General features: G+C 57.5%; 13 protein-coding genes. 7 read left to right on the plus strand and 6 right to left on the minus strand.

Going from position 1 to position 23244, the window contains the following annotated elements; genetic code table 11:
• The first annotated feature begins 19 nt into the window (after positions 1-19).
• The 3 genes from ACQE3E_RS08590 (at position 20) to ACQE3E_RS08600 (ending at position 6199) form a co-directional block, all read left to right on the plus strand.
• Complete coding sequence (locus ACQE3E_RS08590; protein WP_313728381.1) at positions 20-1270, plus strand: HlyD family secretion protein; 1251 nt, start codon at positions 20-22, stop codon at positions 1268-1270.
• Positions 1271-3400, plus strand: coding sequence for a peptidase domain-containing ABC transporter (locus ACQE3E_RS08595; protein WP_427501515.1), 2130 nt, complete (start codon positions 1271-1273; stop codon positions 3398-3400). It abuts the gene before it with no gap.
• A gap of 285 nt (positions 3401-3685) precedes the next feature.
• On the plus strand, positions 3686-6199 hold the full coding sequence (locus ACQE3E_RS08600) for a patatin-like phospholipase family protein (protein ID WP_427501516.1): 2514 nt from the start codon (positions 3686-3688) through the stop codon (positions 6197-6199).
• A 301-nt stretch (positions 6200-6500) separates the two neighbouring features.
• Here ACQE3E_RS08600 and ACQE3E_RS08605 read toward each other — a convergent pair whose 3' ends face one another.
• Positions 6501-7187, minus strand: coding sequence for a hypothetical protein (locus ACQE3E_RS08605; RefSeq protein WP_064030859.1), 687 nt, complete (start codon positions 7185-7187; stop codon positions 6501-6503).
• Positions 7188-7488: 301 nt separating this feature from the next.
• On the opposite strand from ACQE3E_RS08605, the gene ACQE3E_RS08610 reads away from it, so the two are divergent.
• Positions 7489-10659 carry a hypothetical protein gene (locus ACQE3E_RS08610; RefSeq protein ID WP_427501517.1) on the plus strand — a complete coding sequence of 1057 codons (3171 nt, stop codon included), beginning with the start codon at positions 7489-7491 and terminating at the stop codon, positions 10657-10659.
• 802 nt (positions 10660-11461) lie between these two features.
• Here the strand turns inward: ACQE3E_RS08610 and ACQE3E_RS08615 are convergent.
• Complete coding sequence (locus ACQE3E_RS08615; protein WP_427501518.1) at positions 11462-14728, minus strand: chemotaxis protein CheB; 3267 nt, start codon at positions 14726-14728, stop codon at positions 11462-11464.
• A 377-nt stretch (positions 14729-15105) separates the two neighbouring features.
• Entirely contained in the window at positions 15106-15687 is a 582-nt protein-coding gene (locus ACQE3E_RS08620) for a PAS domain-containing protein (RefSeq protein WP_427501519.1), read from the minus strand.
• Positions 15688-15958: 271 nt separating this feature from the next.
• Between ACQE3E_RS08620 and ACQE3E_RS08625 the strand changes: the two genes are divergently transcribed.
• The 3 genes from ACQE3E_RS08625 (at position 15959) to ACQE3E_RS08635 (ending at position 20254) form a co-directional block, all read left to right on the plus strand.
• The gene (locus tag ACQE3E_RS08625; RefSeq protein ID WP_082885647.1) at positions 15959-16516 is read left to right on the plus strand and encodes a sigma-70 family RNA polymerase sigma factor; all 558 of its coding nucleotides are present in this window, start codon (positions 15959-15961) and stop codon (positions 16514-16516) included.
• A gap of 87 nt (positions 16517-16603) precedes the next feature.
• Entirely contained in the window at positions 16604-17581 is a 978-nt protein-coding gene (locus ACQE3E_RS08630; RefSeq protein WP_313728371.1) for a FecR family protein, read from the plus strand.
• Positions 17582-17833: 252 nt separating this feature from the next.
• Positions 17834-20254: a TonB-dependent siderophore receptor gene (locus ACQE3E_RS08635; RefSeq protein WP_313728370.1), complete on the plus strand. Its 2421-nt coding sequence runs from the start codon at positions 17834-17836 to the stop codon at positions 20252-20254.
• A gap of 124 nt (positions 20255-20378) precedes the next feature.
• Here ACQE3E_RS08635 and ACQE3E_RS08640 read toward each other — a convergent pair whose 3' ends face one another.
• The 3 genes from ACQE3E_RS08640 to ACQE3E_RS08650 are packed head-to-tail and all read right to left on the minus strand — an operon-like array spanning position 20379 to position 23241.
• Entirely contained in the window at positions 20379-21323 is a 945-nt protein-coding gene (locus ACQE3E_RS08640; RefSeq protein ID WP_313728369.1) for a YbgA family protein, read from the minus strand.
• Between the two features lie 9 nt (positions 21324-21332).
• Positions 21333-21848, minus strand: coding sequence for a lipocalin family protein (locus ACQE3E_RS08645; RefSeq protein ID WP_313728368.1), 516 nt, complete (start codon positions 21846-21848; stop codon positions 21333-21335).
• Complete coding sequence (locus ACQE3E_RS08650; RefSeq protein ID WP_313728367.1) at positions 21841-23241, minus strand: cryptochrome/photolyase family protein; 1401 nt, start codon at positions 23239-23241, stop codon at positions 21841-21843. The genes ACQE3E_RS08645 and ACQE3E_RS08650 overlap by 8 nt, the downstream gene beginning before the upstream one ends.
• Positions 23242-23244 lie beyond the last annotated feature (3 nt).

Below are 23244 nucleotides of genomic sequence, written 5' to 3' on the forward strand. Positions count from 1 at the left end.
GCGAAGAGAAGGCGGTGATATGAACGAAACCGGATTGTTTCGAAGTCAGGCCCTGGCGTTCAAGCGCGACCGGCCGCTCGGCGAGGCGATAGGCATCGCGTCGCCGGCACTGCCTTTACTCACCGCATTGGCGTCGGCGGCGGCGCTGGCCTTGATCGCTTTCGCCTGTTGGGGCGAATATACCCGCAAGGCGCACGTCAGCGGGTATTTGGCGCCCAGCATGGGCTTGATCAAGGTTTACGCGCCGCAGTCCGGCACCATCGTCGAAAAGCAGGTCGTCGAAGGCCAAAGCGTGAAGGCCGGCGATACGCTGTATGTACTGTCCACCGAAAGCGGCTCCAAGGAAACCCCGCAAGTGCAGACCGCCGCGCTCGAACAACTGCGTCAGCGCCGCGACAGTCTGACCGCCGAATTAAACCAGCGGGCCGAACTCGATCGTATCGAATATCAAGCCTTGCTGGATCGCGAGCAAGGCCTGCGGCGCGAATTGCAACAACTGGACGGCGAGATCGCGACCCAGCAAGCCCGCGTCGAAGGCTCGGCCACTAGCGCCGAGCGGTTTCGGCAATTGGCCGGCAAGCATTTCGTGTCGCCGGTGCAAATCCAGCAAAAGCAGGACGAGTGGCTGGACAACCAAGGCAAGCTACAAGCCTTGCAACGCAACCGGCTCACCGCGCAGCGCGATTTGCAAGCCACTCAGACCGACATTGCCGGCGCCCGTTTGAAGTTCCAGAATCAGCGCGCCGCGATCGAACGTAATATTTCCGAACTGAACCAAAAAATCACCGAATCCGAATCCCGCCGCACCATCGTCATCAGCGCGCCGGGGGACGGCACGGCGACAGCGATCTTGGCCGAACGCGGTCAAGTCGCCAATCCCGCCAATCCGCTGTTGTCGATCTTGCCGGCCGGCGCGGCCTTGCGGGCCCAATTGATGGTGCCGTCCAGCGCGATCGGCTTCGTCGAGATCGATCAAACCGTGTTGATCCGCTACCAGGCATTTCCTTATCAACGCTTCGGCAGTTACAGCGGCCGCATTGTCGAAATCGCCAAAACGCTGATTAGCCCCAAGGATGCCGACCTGCCGATCGAGCTACAAGAGCCGGCGTATCGGGTGACGGTGGCCTTGGACCGGCAAGCCGTGTCGGCTTACAAACAAGAAATGCCGCTACAATCCGGGATGCGTCTGGATGCCGATATTTGGTTGGACACCCGTCGCTTGATCGATTGGGTGTTCGATCCGCTGTACAGCTTAACCGGGAGAGTCTAAATGAGCGCGTCTATCGGCCTGAATTTTTCCGGCGGCAAGCGCACGCCGCTGATCCTGCAGACCGAAGCCGCCGAGTGCGGTTTGGCCTGCTTGGCGATGGTCGCCTCGCACCACGGCCATCGAGTTGATCTGGCTAGTCTGCGCCACCGCTTCGCGCTGTCGCTGAAGGGCGTGACCTTGAATCAGTTGATCGGTATTGCAGACCAATTGCAGCTGGCCTCCCGGCCGGTGCGTATCGATTTGCCGGACTTGAGCCGTTTGATCTTGCCGGCCGTCCTGCACTGGGATTTCAATCATTTTGTGGTTCTGACTCGGGTCGATAGCGGCCGGCTGGATATTCTCGATCCGGCCCAGGGCGCGCGCCGTGTGACTTACGCCGACGTCTCCAAACATTTTACCGGTGTCGCGCTGGAACTGGCGCCGACCCAAGAATTCGTGCCGCGCGAGGAACGCCGGCAAATCGAACTTTCCCGCCTCATTGGCCAGTTGGACGGTGCCGCTCGCGCTATCTGGCAAATCGTGACCTTGGCCTTGGCCATCGAAGTGTTTGCCATCGTAGCGCCTTTTTTTCTGCAACTGGTGGTCGATCAAGCGGTAGTGGCCGGCGACCGGCATTTGCTGACGGTGCTGGGATTGGGATTTTCGTTATTGATGCTGATTCGGGTCGCGGTCACGGCGCTACGGTCCTGGTGGGTGCTGATCTTGAGCAACTCGGCCAATTTGCAGTTATTGAGCAATCTGTTCGGCCATTTGCTGCGGCTACCGATGACGTATTTCGAGAAACGCCATTTGGGCGACATCGTGTCGCGCTTCGAATCGATGAACGCGATTCAACGCACGCTGACCGGCAGTTTTCTGGAGGCTATCCTCGACGGCATCATGGCGGCGGTCACACTGGGCATGATGTGGTTTTACAGCGGCCCGCTGGCCTTGGTCGTGGTGGCGGCGGCGGTCGGTTACGGATTGCTGCGCTTGGCTTTGTTCAGACCGCTGAAAGAGGCGACCGAGGAGCAGATTCTGCGCGGCGCCAAGCAGCAAAGCAATTTGTTGGAAACGGTGCGCGGTATGCAAAGCGTCAAGTTGTTCAATCGTCAATTGCAGCGCCGGGTGCAATATCAAAACCTGTTGGTCGAGCACTTTAATGCCGGCATTCGGGTCCAAAAGCTGGGTTTGTTGTATCGGACCTGTAACGGCTTGCTGTTCGGCATCGAAAATGTCGCGGTGATTTGGTTGGGCGCCTTGTTTATTCTGGACGGCGGATTTTCGGTGGGGATGCTGTTTGCGTTTATGTCGTTCAAGGACCAGTTTACCGACCGGGTCGGCGGCTTCATCGAAAAAGGCATCGAATTCAAGATGCTGGCGCTACATACCGAACGGGTCGCCGATATTGCGTTGCACGAAACCGAAGCCGAGCGCTTGGCGGCGATGCCCGCCGATGACAGCCGGCTGCCGGCGATTAAAATCGAGAATCTGGAATTCCGTTATGCGCCGGGCGAACCGGCGGTCCTGCAAAATCTGAATCTGGAAATCGCCGCCGGCGAATCGGTGGCCATCGTCGGGCCGTCCGGTTACGGCAAAACCACGTTGGCGAAGCTCATTCTCGGCCTGTTGCAGCCGGTGCGAGGCGAGATTCGGATTGCCGGTACCCGCTTGAGCCAAATTGACACCCGCGTCTACCGCGACATGGTGGCGGCGGTGATGCAGGAAGATCAGTTGTTCGCCGGCTCCATCGCCGAGAATATCTGTTTCTTCGATGCCGCGCCCGACCAGGCCTGGATAGAGACGTGCGCGCAATTGGCGGCGGTGCATCACGACATTGCCGCGATGCCGATGGCCTATAACACCTTGATCGGCGACATGGGCACGGTCTTGTCGGGCGGCCAGAAACAACGGGTGTTGCTGGCCCGCGCGCTGTATAAACGCCCGAAAATTCTGATCCTCGACGAAGCTACCAGTCATTTGGATGTCGCCAGGGAAAAGTCGGTCAACGCGGCAATCGGCCAACTCAAGTTAACCCGGATTATCATCGCTCACCGCCCGGAAACGATAGCGTCGGTGGATAGAGTGATCGACCTGCAAGCCTTGGCGCAAGTCGACGCTCCCGCGCCGAACACAAAGGTATCGGCTTGATGGTTTCCGCTTCCGTGGGACTGTCCTCGAAGCAGCCGGTTGAAAGCAGCGGCGGCAGTCTCGGGCCGTCGGTCTTTGTTAAACGGCAAGTCCTCCGCGTCAGCCGAACTGGCTTGAATCGAGCGATTCCCGGCCAACCGAGATCACCGCTAAAACCTGGCTTGGCATTCAGTCCGAAATGAATCGCGGGCCGAGCTTGACTCTAACGCGCCAAGTTGGCTAAGTTAGTCCGGACCGCCGCGCCTCATACGGCGCCGCCGCTCGTCATCCAATGGAGACTCGCCCATGTCCGAAGCCATGTCGCTCGCCGAGCGACCCAGCGCCGCCGATAAAAAGGCCGCCCACGAATTCCTGACCGAACTGCGTACCCGCATCGCGACTCAAAGTCTGCCGTATCAATACGGTATCGAAGCCAGCGCCTTGCAAAGTCTGTTCGACTTGTTCGGTTTCGGCCGGACCGCGATCAAGGACAATCCCGGCTGCGAACTGTTTGCCGCCAAAGTCACGCAGTTGCTCAATGTCGAGTTACGGCCGGTGACTTCGAAATGGCACAGGGCCAAGGAAGCCGGCGTATTGGATTCGCGCGACGGCGCCGACGCGTTTCGTGGCGAATTGCACCGGATACAGCGGGTGCTGCGCGAATTCGCCGACGAATTCCATCAAATGGCCTACGGGACCAGTTGGCGGGACCAGGATTGTCCGGGGGCCTTGGCACGGGAAGACGTCGAGGGCTTGTTCGAGGCTTTGCGCTTCGGCATTCCCGATGCCTACTTGCCGGACGGCGACCCCAGGGAGATTAACCGAGACGAAGCCGGCGATATCGGTCAGCGCCGGAAACAGTACTTGATCGAAACGCCGGAGGGTGAGGACGCGGTTGGGCTGGCCTTGTCCGGCGGCGGCATTCGTTCGGCGACGTTTGGCCTGGGTGTCGTGCAGGTGCTGGCCGACCATCTATTGCTGCATCAGGTGGATTATCTGTCCACGGTTTCCGGTGGCGGCTACACCGGCAGTTTCATCAGCAGCCGTTTGAGCGAAGGCGTTTCGGTGTGCGATTTAGGCAAGCCGCACGGCCCGGACCCCGATGCTATCCGCTACGTTCGACAACGCGCCAAATTTTTGTCTGCCCAAAATCTGAAGCAAGCTTGGGGGATGGCTACGGCCACGTTGGGCGGTATGTTATTGAACTGGATGGCGCCGCTGTTTGTGATTGCGGCGATCGTCGAGTTAACGCTGCTGACCCAACCCTTTCTAAAGGGCTATTGGCAAGAAGCATTAAATGTTCTAGCCGGGCTGTCCGCGCTCAGTTTGATCGGCTGGGGCGTGGCGATGCGCTGGCGCCCCGATTACGCGAGCAAGGCCGGTTGGTTGTTCGGTACGCTCACCGGTTTCACGTTGTTGGGTTACTCCGCGCAAGCGATCGGCAACGGCTATAAAATCGCGCTGGATGTTTATGTTTGGTTGAAAGCCCACTGGACATTTCCGGCCGTCATCGGCGGCTTGATTACCGCGACGCCGGCGGCGATGCGATTTCTGCCTATCTTCAAGGAACCCAAACTGCGGCGTATCGTGTTGCAGGTTTTGTTATGGTCGGCGGGCTTGTTGATTCCAATCGTGGGCCTGTTGCTGGGTTACGCACTTTGGCATTTGCGGACCATCAATGTGGCGGTGCCGGTATTGGAATGCGTACCCGGCGACTGGGCGCTGCTGGCTATCCTGGCCGCCTCCGGCGTCATCGCCTTTTGGGTATTGAATATTAATTTGACCGGTCCGCACCGCTTGTACCGGGACGGCTTGTCCCGGACTTTTATCGGCACGGTCGAGCAGCCGTATCGAATCGTCGAGTTGGCGAAACTGAATAGCGGAAACCAGGCGCCTTACCATCTGGTAAACACCGCGCTAAACCTGCCGTCCAGCGAACGTCCCAATCTGCAGGATAGACGTTGCGACTTCTTTTTGTTTTCCAAGTACTGGATGGGCGCGCCTTCGGTCGGTTACACCAATACAGCGAGCTGGCGAGCCAACGGCAAGCCGGTGGATCTGGCCACCGCGATGGCGACTTCGGGCGCCGCGCTCTCCGCTCACATGGGTTTGGGCGCGATGCCGACGCTGACCGCGTTGTTGGCGGTACTAAATTTACGATTGGGATTCTGGATCAAGAATCCACGGATATGGTCGCCGTTTTCGGAACCCGGCTTCTTGTGCTTGATTCGGGAAATGTTCGGTGTCGGGATGTCGGAACGCAAGGCTTGGCTGAATCTGTCCGACGGCGGGCATATCGAGAATATGGCGGTGTACGAATTGTTGCGGCGGCGCTGTAAATTCATCGTCTGCGTGGACGGCGAGGCCGATCCGGGATTTGGCTTCGGCGGTTTGATGACTTTGGTACGCCACGCCCAAATCGATTTCGGCGTGCGCATCGATCCTGTGTTGGACGACATCCGCCCGAATCCGGCCAGCGGTTTCAGCCGGAGCCACGCCCATTTTTGCGTGATTGACTATCCTGCCATCGATGCCACGCCGGCCGGTACCGGTTTCTTGTTGTACTTGAAACTGTCGGTCACCGGCAACGAGCCGGCGCTGATCGAACGCTACCGTCTGAACCACCCGGATTTCCCGCACCAAACCACGCTGGATCAATTCTTCGACGAAGAACAATTCGAAGCCTACCGGCAACTGGGTGTGCATGTCGCCGAAGGTTTGTTTTCCCGCGCGCTGGTTGGCGCCAAGCCACCTAAGACCATCGCCGCCTGGTTCAGAAGCTTGGCGGAGAATCTATTGCTGCCAAGTCGAGCACGGTAGCGCTTGGTTTGAATGGAGTTACATCCTAGCGTTCTTGAAAAGATTTTCGCCCCGGAAAATGAAAACGATGGGCGTGGGTGCTGCTTTAGCCGCGATCGAGGGCGTTCCGACACCGGTATGTCCATACCACGCCCAACGACTTCCTTAAGTTACAAGCGAAAGCGCCCAACCGCTGGCTGAGCGGAGCCGAAGCCGACGGGCGCTTCGGCTCCGCTCAGCGGCCAAGCCAATGACGCGCCGGGTCTTCAACGCCACGGCCGAAGCTCGGTCGCCGCGAAAGCGACAGGTGTTGCGACGAAACCTAGTCGGCGGCAAAACAATAGAAATAGCCGGCCCCGCCGGTAGCGACCAGGTTTTCCTGGCTGCAACCCCGGCTATCGTGGGTTGAGTTCCACGACACGTTACCGCCGGTGCGGCCGCCGTTGGTGCGGTCGAAATGGCCGACGCGGACCGTGCCTTCGCCGCTGCTCGTGTAATTTTTGCAGGTGTGGTCGGCGGCATCGGTATAGGCCGTGCCGTCCGGTTTAGACCCGGTCAGGATATCGTGTTCGTTCGGCGTGTCGCCGACGCCTTTCAGCGCTTCGCCTTTCTCGGTGTACGCGGTCTTTTTATGCAGATTGTTACCCAACTGCGCCAGTTCCAAGGTATCGCCGTGCAAATGCGCGACGTCGTTCGCGACGATGACGCCGGCGGCATTGGCCCAAGGTCCTTTACCGATGCGGTCGCGGGCATTGACGGCGGGCTGGCCACCGCTGGGCTGGGTGCTGAGATACGCATGCCAGGTTCGGTGGCCGGCACCGACCGCGCCGGCCAGTTGTTGGCAATGAGCATCGGCGCCGGCTAAGCCGCCCAGGTCGGCGCCCTTGCCCAGTCCGGTACTGGTCACGAAAAAGCCCAAGGGCGGTTTGGCGGCTTCCGGCGCTTGTTGAGCAAGGGCGGCTTGACTGCCTAAAAGCCACAGGCCGGCAACGAAACAAGTTTTCTTCATCTGATGTTCTCTCAATTGGAATGAATACGGCAGGCTCACTGTTAAGCCTACAACCAGGCACGGCGGCAGTTATCGTGCCAACTGCTCGAATCGCGCGGTGACAGGCGGCAACGCGTTTCTAAGGCGGTTGGGCTGTTGGTACTCGGGCAGGTATTGCTGGCGACATGCTGAAAAATCAGCAGTGGTTGGCCGCGATCGAGCGTTGCCCGCCAACGTGCCTACAGGCGGAAACGCCGAGTGAAAACCCGGAGTCTGTACTAAGCTGGACAGCGTTTTCATCGCGACATCCGAGGTCATTCCGTTGAACCAGTCCGCTTATTTGTTCGACTCGGACGGCGCTTTCGTCATCGAGCAATACAACGACCAAGCGCCGTTCGCCAGTTTTCTGCCGGGCATCGCCGGCGTTTCGGGCCGTCCGGCCTGGGCGTTTTACGTCAATCGCGGCCAGGCCATCGCCAGCTTCGGCGTTCGCAACAAAGACGGCGCGTTCCTGGAGTTTTTTCCGGCCGACAAGGCCTACCAACTGACCGCGTCGCGCGGTTTTCGCACCTTTCTGAAGATCGGCGACGGCTCGGCCGCGATTGGCCACGAGCCTTTCCAGCGCAACGCCGGCGCCGACGTTCGGCAACGTTTGTACGTGTCGGAGCACGAAGTCGGCGTCGAGGAATCTCATCCGCGCCTGGGCTTGCGCATCCGCGCCGACATGTCGACCCTGCCGGAAGCGGCGGTGGCCGGGTTGATGCGCCGAGTCGAAATCACCAACACCTCGCCGGTCGGTCTGTCTATCGAAGTCGTCGACGGCTTGCCGCAAGTGCTGCCTTACGCAATGAATCAATGGATACTTAAGTTCATGAGTCGTACCTCTGAAGCGTTTATGCGCGTCGAGGAGGCCGCCAGCCGGGTAGCCTTTTATCGGCTACGAGTGTGGCCGACCGACAGCCCGCAAGTCGAGCCGGTCGTGGCCGGCAACTTTTTTGCCGGGTTCCGAGATGGCGTATTGAATCCGGTCATCGTCGATCCGGAGCGGGTATTCGGCTTGGCGGGGGATTTCGCGAAGGCGGAACGGTTTTTTAGCGACTCGGCGTTGGACCTGGACCGCCAGGTGGCCGGCAATCGCACGCCGTCGGCCTTCCAAACCCTGAGGCTGGACGTGCCGCCCGGTGCCAGCCGGGTGTTTTACGGCGTTTACGGCCATGCCGTTTCGCCCGAAGTTTGCCTATCCTTTGTCGCCGAGGCCGCCGAGGCCGGCTATTTTGAAGCCAAGCGCGAGGCCAACCGGCGTTTGCTGGATAGAATCGGTCAAAAAGCGTTTACCGCCACCGCCAAACCGTTGTTCGATGCACACGTTCGTCAGTGTTACCTGGACAACGGTTTGCGCGGCGGCTTCCCGACGCCGGTGCCGGGCGGCGCGTTGCTGTATTTGTTCGGCCGTAAACACGGCGACCTGGAGCGCGATTACAACGACTTTTTATTGCAGGACACGCCGTATTCCGAAGGGAACGGCGACTTCCGCGACGTGCTGCAAAACCGCCGCGTCGATTTGTTCTTCGAGCCGGCGCTGGGCGCCCGCAACATTCGCTATTTTTTCAACCTGATTCAGCCCGACGGTTACAACCCCTGTGCGTTGCGCAACAGCCGTTTCGTGGTCGATGCGCCTGAGCGTCTGACGGAACGACTAAGCAGCTTGCCTAGCGTGGCGGCCTTGTTGGCCACCGAGTTCAAATACGCGGAACTTTGGCAAGCGCTGAGCGAGGCCGGCGCCGATGTCGAAGACTTGATCGCCGCGATCCTGGCCGAGGCCCGCGAAGTGGAGGATGCCGAATTCGACCGCGGCTACTGGTCCGACCATTGGACTTATCTGGTCGATTTGTTGATCGCCTACCGGGCGATCTTTCCCGAGCGGCTGACCGGCTTGTTGCTGGAAACCGGCTATAGCTTTTTCGAGGCCAGCCACTTTGTCGCGCCGCGTACCCAAAAGAGCGTACTGACCACCCACGGGGTTCGCCAATACGGCGCAGTGCGATTCAGCGCCGACAAGCAAGCGATCATCGCCGCGCGAGCTGCCGATAAGCATCGGGTTCGCGACCGGCACGGCTTGGGTGAAGTGGTCTATACCAGCTTGCTGGGCAAGATTTTGACCTTGGTCGCCAACAAGCTGGCAACGCTGGACCCGGCCGGTATTGGCATCGAAATGGAAGCCGACCGGCCTGGCTGGTGCGACGCGTTGAACGGTCTGCCCGGCATTTTCGGTTCGGCGGTCAACGAGACGATAGAACTGCTGCGCTTGGTGGATTTCACCCGGCTGGCGCTGGACAGCCCGGACGGCAGCTGCGATTTGCCGATGGAACTGGCGGAATTCATCACCGGCCTGCAAGGCTTGCTGGCGGCGCCGGATGCGAGCGCCGAGCGGTTTTGGCGCGACAGCGGCGAGCTAAAGGAAGGCTATCGGGCTCGCGTATTCATGGGCTTTGCCGGTGAACTCAGGACGGTAGGCTTGGCCGAATTGCGCGAGTTTCTGGCCGAGGCCAGCCGGCATCTGACCGCCGCGATCGAAAAAGCTCGGATGCCGCAAGGCATACACACCTATTACTCATACGAAGTAAGCGATTACCGAGCGCTGGAAGGCGACAAGGCCGAAGTGCTTGGCTTCGAACAGCATACCTTGCCCCTGTTCCTGGAAGGCTTCGTGCATGCCTTGCGGATCGCCGGGCCGGACGAGGCGCGCCGCTTGTACCAGGCCGCTCGCGCTTCGGAATTGTTCGACCGCAAACTGGGCATGTACCGCTTGAATGCGCCGCTGGGCAACGATGCGTTGGCCTTGGGACGAATCGGCGTGTTCAATGACGGTTGGCTGGAGAACGGCTCGATTTTTCTGCACATGCACTATAAATTTGTGTTGGAAATGCTCAGGGCCGGGCTGGTCGACGAATTCTATGCCGACATCGAAAAACTGCTGGTGGCCTTCCGCGATCCAGCGGAGTATCAGCGCAGCCCCATCGAAAACTCCAGCTTCCTGGTCTCCAGCGGCTTCGACGTCGATCCACGTCAACACGGTCGCGGCTGCGTGGCCCGCTTGTCCGGTTCGACCGTCGAATTATTGCATCTGTGGACGCACTTGTTTCTCGGTCCCCAGCCCTTTGCGTGTCGGAACGGGGAACTCTGTTTCGCGCCGGCGCCGCTACTGGCCGGGACGATGTTCGCCGCCGATTCGCGAACCGTGAGGCCTTTTGGGTACGACGACATTCTGCCGGCCGACAGCGCAGCGATGGTCTTGTTTGGAAGCACGCTGCTGGTATATATCAATCCAAGTCGGCGGGACAGTTTCGGAATCAGCGCCGTTCAGCCGCTACGCTATCGCTTGTATGACGGGAATCGGGGCTCGAGGATCGTCGAAGGCGGTAGCTTGCCGGCCGGTATGGCACAAGCGCTGCGGGATGGGCAATTTCGGCGAGTGGATGTCGAATTGGGCTAATGGAAAGTTCTCGGCCGATTCGAAATGCCGCCGCGTCGGGTTGCGTTGGCCGTCGCTACGGCCGGGCCTAAGCCTGACTGGCGCATCAAGGTCCGGCGTTTTCTGGCGAATTTGCCGGTTTTCGAAATCAGTTGCTTTCACTCTGCCAGCCTATCTTACTCGGGCTGGGGTACGCCGAGACGCATACGGTGGCCGACATGCTGTTCGCCAGCTCAGTAGACGTCGACATTCGGCGCGGCCAACGACAAGCGATGTAGGGGCCAAAATCACCGCGAGTTCCGGAGCGCTAACCGCAAAGCCGGCGGGCGGAAAGACGCCAGGAAAATTAAACCTTCCGACGCTATGGAGCCTGAGCAATTCTGGGGTTGGGATCGATTGCCGCATGCTGTTTAGACGGGGGCCGATGACGACTTGGCAATTAGGCTGAGGATGAAACGCCGATTGACAGCGTGGTTATTAAGCGCGGAACACGAAAGCAGCGTTGGTCGTCGATTACAAACAGCTAATTGAGATCAGCTTAATGCCGTTTTTGGCGGTTCTTTGGCTTTGTTCAATTGCGCTAGAAAATAGGTTTGGTAGTTCCAGTTGATTCTGGGTGGAGGCGGGGTTTTGATTTGAGGCATTGCATTACTTCATTTGTGGAAAGCTTGCAGTCTACACTAAAAACCCAGCCGACCGCAGGTTTCATTTACTGAGCGCGACGGTTTCAGGCGAAATATGCTCGAAATGACCGCGAATCGGAAAAAACTCCGTACTTGGAAGCGGGCTTCCCACGCACAATGGGCTCAAAGACTAAGCAAGGCTAAACCGGTTTTTCTGTGGTAACGACCAAGATGGTATCGCCGTCTTGATAACCGAGTACCGACGCAATCATCGTAATGTCCAGTATTTGCTTATTGCGTGTCAGGCGCTGGCTTTGCGTAACCTGATAGTTGGATTTGCCGGACGTGATACTTTGAAACATTTCGCGGGCTTCAGTGCGGAGATAATCCGGCACCAAGCTGTCAAACTTCATGCCAATGGCCTCCGATCGGCTCCATCCGTACAGCGATTCCGCGCCGGTATTCCAAGCGACGATACTCCCCTCGAAATCGATGACGATGATCGCTTCGTCAACATCCATCAGAAGCGTGGCCAATTTTTGGATGCAGCTGATGCAATGGCGTTTGTCTATTAAAAGATGGCTTCTGAGATCGCGTTCGGTCAATGCAAAGATTTGGCCGGTATCGTTTTGCGACGAAAGCAAGGTAGCGGAAACCGAGACATCGATGACTTCTCCGTGGCGGTTCAGACGTTTGCTATCGAATTGGGCCATTTGTTCGCCCTGTTGGAGCTTATCGAAGACGCCACGCATGCGCGGACGTTCAGCCAACGGCACCAGACTTTCGAAACGCATTTGCAGCGCTTCCTGCGAACTCCAGCCGTATAAATTTTCCGCGCCGCGATTCCAGGTAATAAATTTGCCCGTATCGTCCAGCAGAGTAATCGCGTCCGCCGAATCATTGACAAAACTGGCCAAACGTTGGGTTTCCAATTCGGTCTGTTGGCGCAGACTCTGTTGAGTTTGCTTTAACAGATCGATATCGACAAAGGTCAGAATGACGCCGGAATAGATTCGGTCGGATACGGCGTAGGGAATGATCCGCATGAAGTACCAATTGCCGTGTTGATTTTGAACCTCGGATTCCAAGATAATCTTTTTTTCGACTACCCGGCTGATCAGATCCTCGAGGTCGATATCGCGAATCGAATGAGTCAGATGAAAGAACGGCCGGCCGATGTCGTTTTCGACAATATGGAACAGGCTTTGCAGCTTGTGGGTGAAGCGGCGAATATCCAGATTTTCGTCCAAAAACAAGATCCCGATATTGGTGCTATTGAACAAGTTGTCGAGATCGTTGTTCAGAATGGTCAATTCGGTAATTTTGCTCTGATGTTCGGCGTTGACCGTATACAACTCTTCGTTAACGGATTGCAGTTCTTCGTTGGTGCTCTGCAATTCTTCGTTACTGGCCAGCAATTCTTCGTTGGTCGCCTGCAATTCCTCGTTCGAGGTTTCCAACTCTTCAACGGTGGCTTGCAGGTTTTCGCGAGTCAGTTGCAGTTCATGCTCCAGATCGTTGATACGCTGGGCGGCATCCTGGTTAATATCGAAATTGTCGGCGACGAAACCTATATCCTGGGTGGCATGATGATCAGCCTCGAAGATCAGAATGGCAATCAGGGTTTCTTGGCTTTTGCGGCCGGGAAGCAACCTAATATGGATATTCAGCGTCCGAACTTTGTCTTTTTCGCGTAATTTGATGTTGGACATGTTGATGCTGTCGCCGCTTTTCAGCGCTTTCCGCACACCGGTCGCGATTGGAATCGACAAATCCTTGCTGACCAGTTTGGTAATATCGGTGACTAGCTTGCCGCTGGGATAGCTCAGGTAGCGCTGAGCGTCGCCAAAGATGTGGGATATTTCCATGTTTTCGTTCACTATCATCGTGAACGGCAGTATGTCTTTGGTCAGCGCGTTGAAAAAGCGTTCCAGAATCTTGTCGTCTTGATAGCGATTGGCGAAGTTGCGACCCGATTGTGGCGAATTCGCGCGGAAAGAGGTCATCAGTGCCGGCGGCGGGTCCATGCTGCTAATGCCCAAGGTCCGATATTTACCTCGGGCCCGGTATATCTTGCCTTTCGGACTGATCATGTCGAAATAATCGACCATTTCGCCGATGGATTCGCTGGTGCCGAGCATCAACAGGCCGTCTTTGACCAGTGAAAAATTAAACAGCTCGAGTATCTTTTTTTGCAGGACCGGCTGTAGATAAATCAATAAGTTTCGGCAACTCAACAAATGAATATTCGTGAACGGCGGGTCCTTGATCAGGTTGTGTTGGGCAAATACCACCATTTCGCGGATCGATTGCGAAATTTGAAAGCTGTCTTCCTTGCGCGAAAAATATTTGACCAGCAAATGCGAAGGCACATCGGCGGCGATACTCTCGGGGTATAAACCGGTGCTGGCTTTTTCCACGGCTTTGGCATCGACATCGGTGGCAAATAATTTCATTCGGAAGAAATGCCCGGAATATTCTCGATACTCCGCCAACATAATCGCCAGCGAATAGGCTTCCTCGCCGGTCGAGCAGCCGGCGATCCAAACCCGAATTTCGTTGTTGGTCAGCGATTTGACCAAGGGCGTCAGCCATTTGCCGCGGATTTCTTCGAATACAAAGTCATCGCGGAAGAAGTTGGTGACGCCGATCAGCAACTCCTGAAATAGCGCGGACACTTCTTGCGAATTATCTTCCAATAGATTGCGGTATTCCTTGAGGTCGCGGCATTGGTTGATCGAGATGCGGCGTTCAATGCGGCGGACTATGGTGTTGGGTTTATAAAACGTGAAATCGACTTTGTGCTTGTCGCGCAGCAACGCGAATATCCGCGTCAAATCGCTGTCTTCCGAGTGGATGGTGGCTTCTTGAACGGCGTAGGGATGCTTGACGAATGCCATCAACTGTTTCGGCATGTCTTCGGGCGGCATTATGAAGTCGACCAGGCCGGTGGCAATGGCGTTGCGCGGCATACCGTCGAACTTAGCGCTCTCCTCATCCTGAACCATGACCATGCCGCCATGTTCCTTGATGGCGCGAATGCCGCGAGTGCCGTCGCTGCCGGTGCCGGAGAGAACGATGCCGACCGCGAATTCGGAAACATCCTCGGCCAACGAGCGCATGAAGATATCGATCGGAAGATTGAGTTCGTTGGTGTGGTTTTGATTGTTCAACAGCAGATGGCCGTGAAACATCGTCAGGTTTTTGCGCGGTGGAATCAGGTAAACATGATTCGGCTCCACCTTCATGCCTTCTTCGATTCTCAGCACCGGCATTAGGGTGTGCTTCGATAACAGTTCCACCATCAAACTTTTATAGTCGGGCGACAGATGTTGGACGACGATAAAGGCCATGCCGGTATCCGGCGGCATTTTTTTAAAGAAACTTTCGATGGCTTCCAAACCGCCGGCGGAGGCGCCGATGCCTACGACGTATTGCGGCTCCTTCTTGTCATTGGGTGTCTTCATCGGTTCACGGCGCGGAGTAATCGGTGGCGGGAGTAGTTTCCAAGGCTGGGCGGAAGGCGCGGTATTAGGCTTAGGTCGGGATTAGGCGACTCCGTCGGAACAGATTGCTTGTCATGGCTGTCAGGCGCGCCGCGCTGAGTCTATCGATGCTTAAACGGCGTTTTCTTTCCAGCCTTGCAAGGCGGAAAGCGGAATTCCAGCGGAAAGGTATCGTGGTTGGCTTTACACTGTCATCGAGGTATATCATCACGGCAATTCGATTTTGCTTGTTCTCGGGCCGCGGAGTCTAAACGAAACCGAGAGCGCCGATGGTGGAAAGCGTTGATTCGCAACGATACCTACGGTGGCGCCATGGACTAAGCCGCGCGAACAAGACGCTATAAATCGTTGACGTCCGCGACGGTGATGATCAATGTTTGGTCGGGTTGGTTCATTAGCGCGACCACATCGTCGCCGCCGATTTTTTTGCCCGACATTTTGACTTTCAACGCTACGTTTTTTCTGCCGTTCACGCTCAACACCAGCGACTTGCCGTCAGGGTTCTTGAAAAAGCTGTCGAAGCGCGAATTGAAAAGCACTTTATCGTCTTCGAGTATGACCGATGACAAGTGTTTTTTAACAAGTCGCCCTTTTTCAATACCGAGCCATTCCAGGAGGGTGTCATTGACCTGTTCCACAAAGCCGGTCGAGTTCACAATCACAATGCCGACGGGGAGTTGATGGAACAAGTAGTGGTAATTGTTTCTTGAACGGGTAAGTTCTTCTTGAGCGGTACGCAATTCCTGATTTTGCATTTTGAGCTCGATCTGATGAATTTGCAGATCATAGAAAATGCGTTGAATTTCATCTGGCGTGATCTGGCTAATTTCTTCCGGCGTGAAATCGATGATGTCTTCGGCCCTGTCGTTAATCTTCAGCAAATAATCCGCCATGGCAATTCTCCTATTGAAGTAATACACGTTTTCCAGTTCGTGACTGATCCGAAAGCTTACCAGAAAGCAATAAAGTTACAACGACTGTTAATGAACGAACGAAGTCTGGAACGGGCGTGGGAGTAAGGACGGGTCGCTGAATAGAACTGTGTTATTTAACATATATTGGGCCAAATCACGTATTTGTTACCCGAAACACGGGGCGGCGATTGACCAGAGAATGTTGATTTCTATTGAGTAATGCTTTCAGGTGCGACTTGTGCTTGCCGACAGCACGACCGGTAACTCACACACCGCCATGGCAGACCATTCCGTTCCGACAAAATCATCGAAAACGTTAACGCATCAAACCAGCTTGACAGCCGCGCGGATTGCCGAATTTCTCGACCAGCATCGCGATCAGCTCAGCCGTTTTATCCTGCGCAAGCTGGGATCGGAAGAGATGTCGGCGGATATCCTGCAAGAAGCCTATCTGCGCCTAAGCCGGCACGGCGCGCCGGAACGCATCGAGAACCCGCGCGCTTTTGTGTATCGGGTCATCGGCAATTTGGTGATCGATTATCAGCGGCTGAGTGCAAATCGCTTGATGCAGGATATCGACGAAGTCAGTCTGCACGCTATCGCCGCTCCGGCACCGGGGCCGGAACTTAGATACGAACACCAGCAACGCTTGCAAGCGATGCAGCAAGCAATGGCCGAATTGCCCGACGATTGCCGCTTGGCGTTTTATTGGAATCGCGTCGAGGGCCTCGGTCATGCGGAAGTCGCCGCGCGCCTGAATATCTCGGAAAGCATGGTGGCCAAGCACCTGGCCAGAGCCATGCGACATTGTCGGGACCGCCTGAAAGGCTATTAGACGCCTGCCGGCCACCGAACTCGAATTTTGCGGCAAGATGGCTAGGCAATCCCGTCATAATACTGTTCAAACCGCGATCCAGCACCGATGACTAAAGCGTCCGTTTCCGAAATCACCGTATTATCCGATCAAGCGATCGATTGGGTGATTCGCTTGCATGCCGGTAATGCAAGCGACCGCGAGCGACGGGCGGCCGCCGAGTGGCGCAATCGTAGCGCTGCCCATCTACGCGCATTTCGCGACGCCGAACGGTTATGGTTGGAAATGGGTCTGGCCGCGAGACCGGCGGAAGACTCGGCGCGTCCGCCGACGCGGCCGGATGACGTCAAACCAAGTACTTTCGGGGCTTTGCGGGTCTTGGCCGTCGCCGCGGTATTGGCATTCGTCGCCGTGCTTCCGTTCTTGGGCATGGCCGATGCCTGGTTTAGCGATTACCGCACCGGCGTTGGCGAGCAGCAAACCGTCAGGTTGGCCGACGGCAGCGTTGTGTTTTTGAACACCGATACCGCGTTGGATGTGCGCTATACCGCTAGCGGCCGCCAATTGACCTTGAAGCGCGGCCAAGCCTTGTTTCGGGTTGCCGCCGATGTCGGCAGGCCGTTCGAGGTGGCGACCGACTCGGCGGTGGTCAAGGCCTTGGGTACCGTGTTCGAAGTCTGGCAACAGGACGCCGCTACTCGGATTAGCGTAAGCGAACACGCCGTCGCGGTTAAAGGCTTGGCGGACGCCGATTACCGCGCCGATAGCCGCGTCGAGGCCGGAAATCAGGCGGTTTATCGCGCGCAAACCGGTCTGCAAGCGGATTTGGGCGTCGATGCCGGGCAAGTGTCTGCCTGGCAGCGCGGCAAGCTGGTGTTCAAAAACCGGAGCTTGGCTGAAGTAGTGGCGGAGTTGGACCGTTATTTTCCCGGCACCATCCTGATCGCGGACGCCAAGCTAGCGCAATTTCGGGTCAGCGGCGTGTTCCCGCTGAACGATGCCGACGCCGCGCTGGGGATGATAGAGCACATCCTGGCGATAAAAGTCAGCCGATTGACGCCTTGGTTGGCGGTGTTGCACGGCTGAACGCAGACTTTGCTTGGGTGAACGTCGGGGCGATAGCCGGAACGTCCGATGCAGACGATCGATCGGCTCGCTAGTCAAACGCATCAACGCGCGGGGGCTGACGTTGCCGGTGTCGGCGGTATGGCCTGCCGCTTCTGCAACAGGCCGACGCGGCCCCTCGCAAAAAATTTCGGTGTTCATTACAAGATCGTTCCGCTCGTCCGTCTTAACGAAGACGCGGCATAGGCGCCGCCTTAACGTTAAGGAATCGACATGAAACTTCATCCGCAAACCCTCACTGCCGCCGAGCGCGCGTTCCGGCTCCGTAGGACGGCCTCGGCCCTGATGGTCGGCTGCGTCAGCCTGGCGGCGCTGGCCGACGAGCTTCGGCAATTCGATATTCCGGCGCAAGCCTTGGACGGCGCGTTGACCCAACTGGCCGATCAGGCCGACCTGCGTTTGCTGTATCCGGCCGAGTTGGTCGCCAAATTGCGTTCGCAGCCGCTGACCGGTCGCCATGCGCCGGAACAGGCGTTGCAAATCCTGCTGCACGCTTCGGGCTTGAGCGCTCGGAAGACCGCCGAACACACCTTTACCGTGGAAGCCGCGCCGGCCAAGCAGTCGGCCGAACCGCAATCGGCGGCGACGATGCCGGCGGTCTCGGTGGTCGGCGAAGCGGTCTACGATCTTAACTCGCCGGACAATCGGGACTACGCCGTGCGCACCGCCGCCAGCGCCACCAAAACCGATACACCGTTGATGGAAACGCCGGTCAACATCCAGATCATCCCGAAAGCGGTCTTGAACGATCAACAAATCATCCAGATGACCGATGCGTTGAAGAACGTGGCCGGCGCCACGGTCAGCCACGGGTCCGGCGGCTTGTCGGACGACATCTTTCTGCGCGGGTTTCGGAGCAGTACCTTTTTTCGCAACGGCTTTCGCATCGATAGCCAATTCGCGTCGATCGGTACCCGGCAAATGGCCAACGTCGAACGCCTGGAGGTCATCAAAGGCCCGGCCGCGATCATGTACGGGCGGATGGAGCCGGGCGGCATGGTCAACGTCGTCACCAAACAGCCGTTGGCGACACCGTATTACGCGCTGCAACAGCAGTTCGGATCCTTCGATTTATACCGCACGAGCTTGGACGCTACCGGCCCGCTGACCGACGACGACACCTTGCTGTACCGTTTCAACGGTTCGTTTGAAAGCAGCGCTTCGTTTCGAGATTTGGTCGACAGCGAGCGCACCTTCATCGCGCCGATGCTGACCTGGAACGTCAGCCCGCGTACGCAAATCAGTCTGGAAATGGAATATCGCCACGACAATCTGATTGACGATAACAATACTTGGCCGTATTTGAACGGCGGCTTCATCAACATGCCGCGTTCCCGCAATTTGATGGAAGCGGGTAAAGTCCGGGTCGAGGAAAAACTGATCGGGCTGAATTGGTCGCACCAATTTAACGACGATTGGAGCATCAAGCAGCGCTTCGTCGCCGATTTGCTGGATAACGTTCAGCATTGGACCAGCGCGGCGGCCGATACGTTGTTACCCGGCAACTTGCTGCCGCGCAGCCAAACTTTGATAGACGGCACTCACAACACCTACTTTACGACCCTGGACTTGACCGGTCGGTTCGCGACCGGGCCGTTGGCGCATACCTTGTTGTTGGGCGGCGACTATTACCGCGTCGATCATATTAGCGACCCGTACTCGGCCGAGTTGGCGAACATCGATGTTTACCACCCCGTCCACAACGCCGATATTGTCAGCCCTTGGGTTTCCGCGGGCTGGGGTGGCAATAATAGCGCCGATTACATCGGGATTTACGCCCAGGATCAGATCAAGCTGCCGCACGGCCTGCATGTGCTGGGCGGATTTCGTTACCAGTACGTCAAGCAGTGGGATAATTTAAGCCACACCGCTCAACCGGTGGACGACGACGTGACGCCCAGGGTTGGCGTGCTTTGGCAAGCGCAAGATTGGTTGAGTTTTTACGGTAACTACATTGAAAACTTCGGGGTGTCCAATCAGTGGGCCATCTCGGCCAGCGGCAAACCGTTACCGCCAGAGAGTGCCCAGCAGTGGGAGATCGGCAGTAAGTTCGAATTTTTCGACGGTAAATTCAGCGCTACATTGGCGTATTACGACATCACCAAACAAAACGTCGTAACCCGCGACCCGAATTCTCCGCTCAACAGCAACTTCAGTATCGCCGCCGGCGAAGTGCGTAGTCGCGGGCCGGAAGTGGACATCCGCGGCGAATTGCTGCCCGGTTGGAACCTGATCGCCACCTATTCCAACTTCGATACTCGTGTGACCAAGGACAACAACGGTTTGCAGGGCAACCGCCTATACGCGGTGCCGCGTAATGTCGGTAGTTTGTGGTCAACCTACGACGTTCTGGGTGGCGAATTGCGAGGCGTGAAAGTCGGTGGCGGGGTGACCATGCGCGACGGCTCCACCGACGGCACCGGCGACAACTACCAGACCGCCGGCTACGCGACCGTGGACTTGCTGGCCGCTTATTCCTGGAAGGTCGATAAATCCAAATTGACCGCGCAGCTCAATGTTTACAATTTGCTTGATAAAAGCTATTTCACCGATGCTTATATCAGCGGGGCCAGTAGTAGCCGCACCATAGGCACACCCAGGGCATTTTTGGGCTCGATCAAGTTGGAATTTTAGCGCGGACAACGAGGAGGGATGTCCCATCGTGCGTCCACGACCGGTCGGCCATCGGGTAAGCACAGCGTTTCCTGTTTGCCGACTGCGTGCGGGCTTGTCTGGCTGAATTGGCTGCGGCGACCCGCTATATCGCGTTCAACAGCGCCAATTCCGCCGGGTGCGGCGACAGGTAAAACGATTGGTCGATGAACGGATCGGGTTCGCGGCGGAAGTGGTGTTTCAGCAGCGTTAGCGGCACGATCAGCGGGAGCAGGCCGATTCGATAGGCTTCGATAGTTTCGACCAGCTCCTGCTTGGCGTCGCTGTCCAGTTTCTGCTTCAAATAGCCCTGGATGTGCTGCAACACGTTGACGTGGTTGCCTCGGGTAGCGACGACCTTCAAACAGGCCATCAAGGCCGCCAGGTAGGCGTCGGCGATTTCGGTCAGATTCGCGGCATTGGCGTCGGCGACCAGCCGGCCCAGTGCGCGGGCCTGATTTTGGTCGTGGCTCATCGCGATCAGTTTATGCCGGCTGTGGAAGCTCATCAGGGCGTGTACACTGAGGCCGGCCTCTGTCAGCTCCCGCCAACGCCGCAACACGAATACTCGCTGGATAAAGTTCTCGCGCAAGGCCGGGTCGCCGAGCCGGCCTTCCTCTTCGATCGGCAAATAGGGAAACCGGCGTTGGATAAATCCGGCGAAAATGCCGGTACCGCAACGCGCCGGTATGTCGTTTTTGTAGACCTTGACCCGCTCCATGCCGCAACTCGGCGAATCCTTCTTCAATATATAGCCGCATAACTCGGCCAACCAGTCGGCCTGCTTTGCCGAGGCTTGTTCCAAACGCTCGGTGACGTCGAATCCGTGGTCCTTGACGCCGACGCAACGTATCACGCCGGGCGAGGTTTCTCGCAGTTGCACGCAAGGGCGTGGGATGCCTAGGCCAGCCTCCACTTCCGGGCAGAAGGCGCGGAATTCGAAGTACTGGCCCAGCGTGCGTTCGATGTAGCTGTGGTATTTGTGAGCGCCGTCGTAACGGACTTCGTGGCCCAATAGACAGCTGCTGATACCGACTGGAATTTTCGTCATAGGCGTTACTCAGGGTTGCGGATGCTGATCGTAAATCAGTTGATCGGTGGCAAAGCCCAGGGTTCGAGCTTGGTCCACCAAGGCTTTTAACGTCGCGGCGGGTAATTGCGGATCGCGGGCCAGTATCCACAAATAGTCTCGGTCCGGGCCGGCGATCATCGCGTAACGATAGCCCGGTTTATCCAAGGCGATGATGTTGTAGGCGCCGTAAAACGGCCCGAAAAACGACACTTGCAAGCGGCCGACAGTGGGCGTATCGACGAATTCGGCCTGGCCTTCGGCGCTCTCCCGCTCTCCGGCTTCCGCCGAATAACCGCTGTTCAACACCTTGACGCTACCGTCGGAATTCAGACTGTAGTTGGCGCGAATGTCGCTCAGGCCGCGTTCGAAGCGGTGATCCAGCCGAGCGATTTCGTACCAGGTGCCGAGGTATCGGGACAATTCGAAATCCTCGACCGCGACGACGCCGTCCGGGATGCCGGTGCAGCCGGCCAGAGTCAGTAACAGTAAACAGGTTTTACGCATCGGAGTTCTCTTGGATCGGCAGCGTGGTCAGCGCCTTGAATTGGGCTTTGATTAACCGGCTTTGGGTGCCGTGCTCGACGATCGGTGGCGGATAAGCGCCGGCCAGCGGTTGGCTGGCCCATTGGTGTATCACCTTCGCCGAATAAGCCCGCAATTCCGGCAACCAGGTTTTGATGTAGTCGCATTGCGGATCGAATTTTTGCTGTTGCAGCCAGGGGTTGAAGATCCGGAAATAGGGTTGGGCGTCGCATCCGGTGGACGCCGCCCACTGCCAATTGCCGTTGTTGACGCAGGGATCGTAATCCAGCAGATGTTGGGCGAAATAGCGTTCGCCCCAGCGCCAGGAAATATGTAAATCCTTGACCAGAAAGGACGAGACCACCATCCGCAAGCGGTTGTGCATCCAGCCGGTTTGCTTCAATTCGCGCATCGCCGCGTCGACGATCGGGAAGCCGGTCAAGCCCTTGGTCCAGGCCGTGAAGTCGTCAAGATTATTGCGCCAGGGCACGGCGTCGTAGCGGCGGTCGAAAGCCTGCCCGAACACGTGCGGAAAGCGATAGGCGATGTGGCTGAAAAAATCGCGCCAATACAATTGTCGCAGCAACGGATGTTCCGGCCCTAATTGATGCTGAATCGCGGCGTATGCCTCGCGGACCGAGCAGGTGCCGAATTTTAGGTGTACCGACAACCGGCTGGTTTGGGCCAGTGCCGGGAAATCGCGGTTTTGCGCGTAGTCGCGACAGCTCGACACGGCTTGCAGACTTTGCAACGCGCTGGCGCGGCCGCCGGCAATCGGGTTGCGATGCGGACGCCGGTAGCGTTCCGGTAAATCGGCATCGTCGCCGGCCAGAGTGTCGGTATACCAACCCCCGTCGGCCAGCGCGGCCGGCGCAGCGACCGGTATTTGCCGGGCTCGCCGGTAAAACGGCGTGAATACCTGAATGGGATTACCTTTAGCACTGGCGATTTGTTCCGGCTCGGTCAGCAGCAGGTCGTTGGTGATGTGCAAGGCCACGCCCAACGCATTGCAGCATTCGCGGATTTCGGCATCGCGACGCAGACTGAACGGCGTGTAATCGCGGTTGATGTAGACCGCATCGAGGCCGAGCGTTTCGCGGAGCCGGGCAATCAAATCGTGGGGCAGGGTTGCGAAGCAGTACAGCTTGCCGCCGTGGTTAACTAAATCGCGTTGCAGACCGGCGACGGCCTCCAGCATGTATTGCAGGCCGGGCTGGCTTTGATAGGTATGGGCTTCGATTTGGCGCGGATCGAACGCGAAGGCCGTTATCACACGGTCCGCACCGCGCCGCGCGGCATTCAGCGCGGTATTGTCGTCCACGCGTAAGTCTCGCCGAAACAGGAACAGCGCAACGCGATAGGGTTTGTCGCTCATGGC

The organism is Methylomonas sp. MED-D, from assembly GCF_050276835.1.
GTDB classification, from domain to species: Bacteria; Pseudomonadota; Gammaproteobacteria; order Methylococcales; family Methylomonadaceae; genus Methylomonas; species Methylomonas koyamae_A.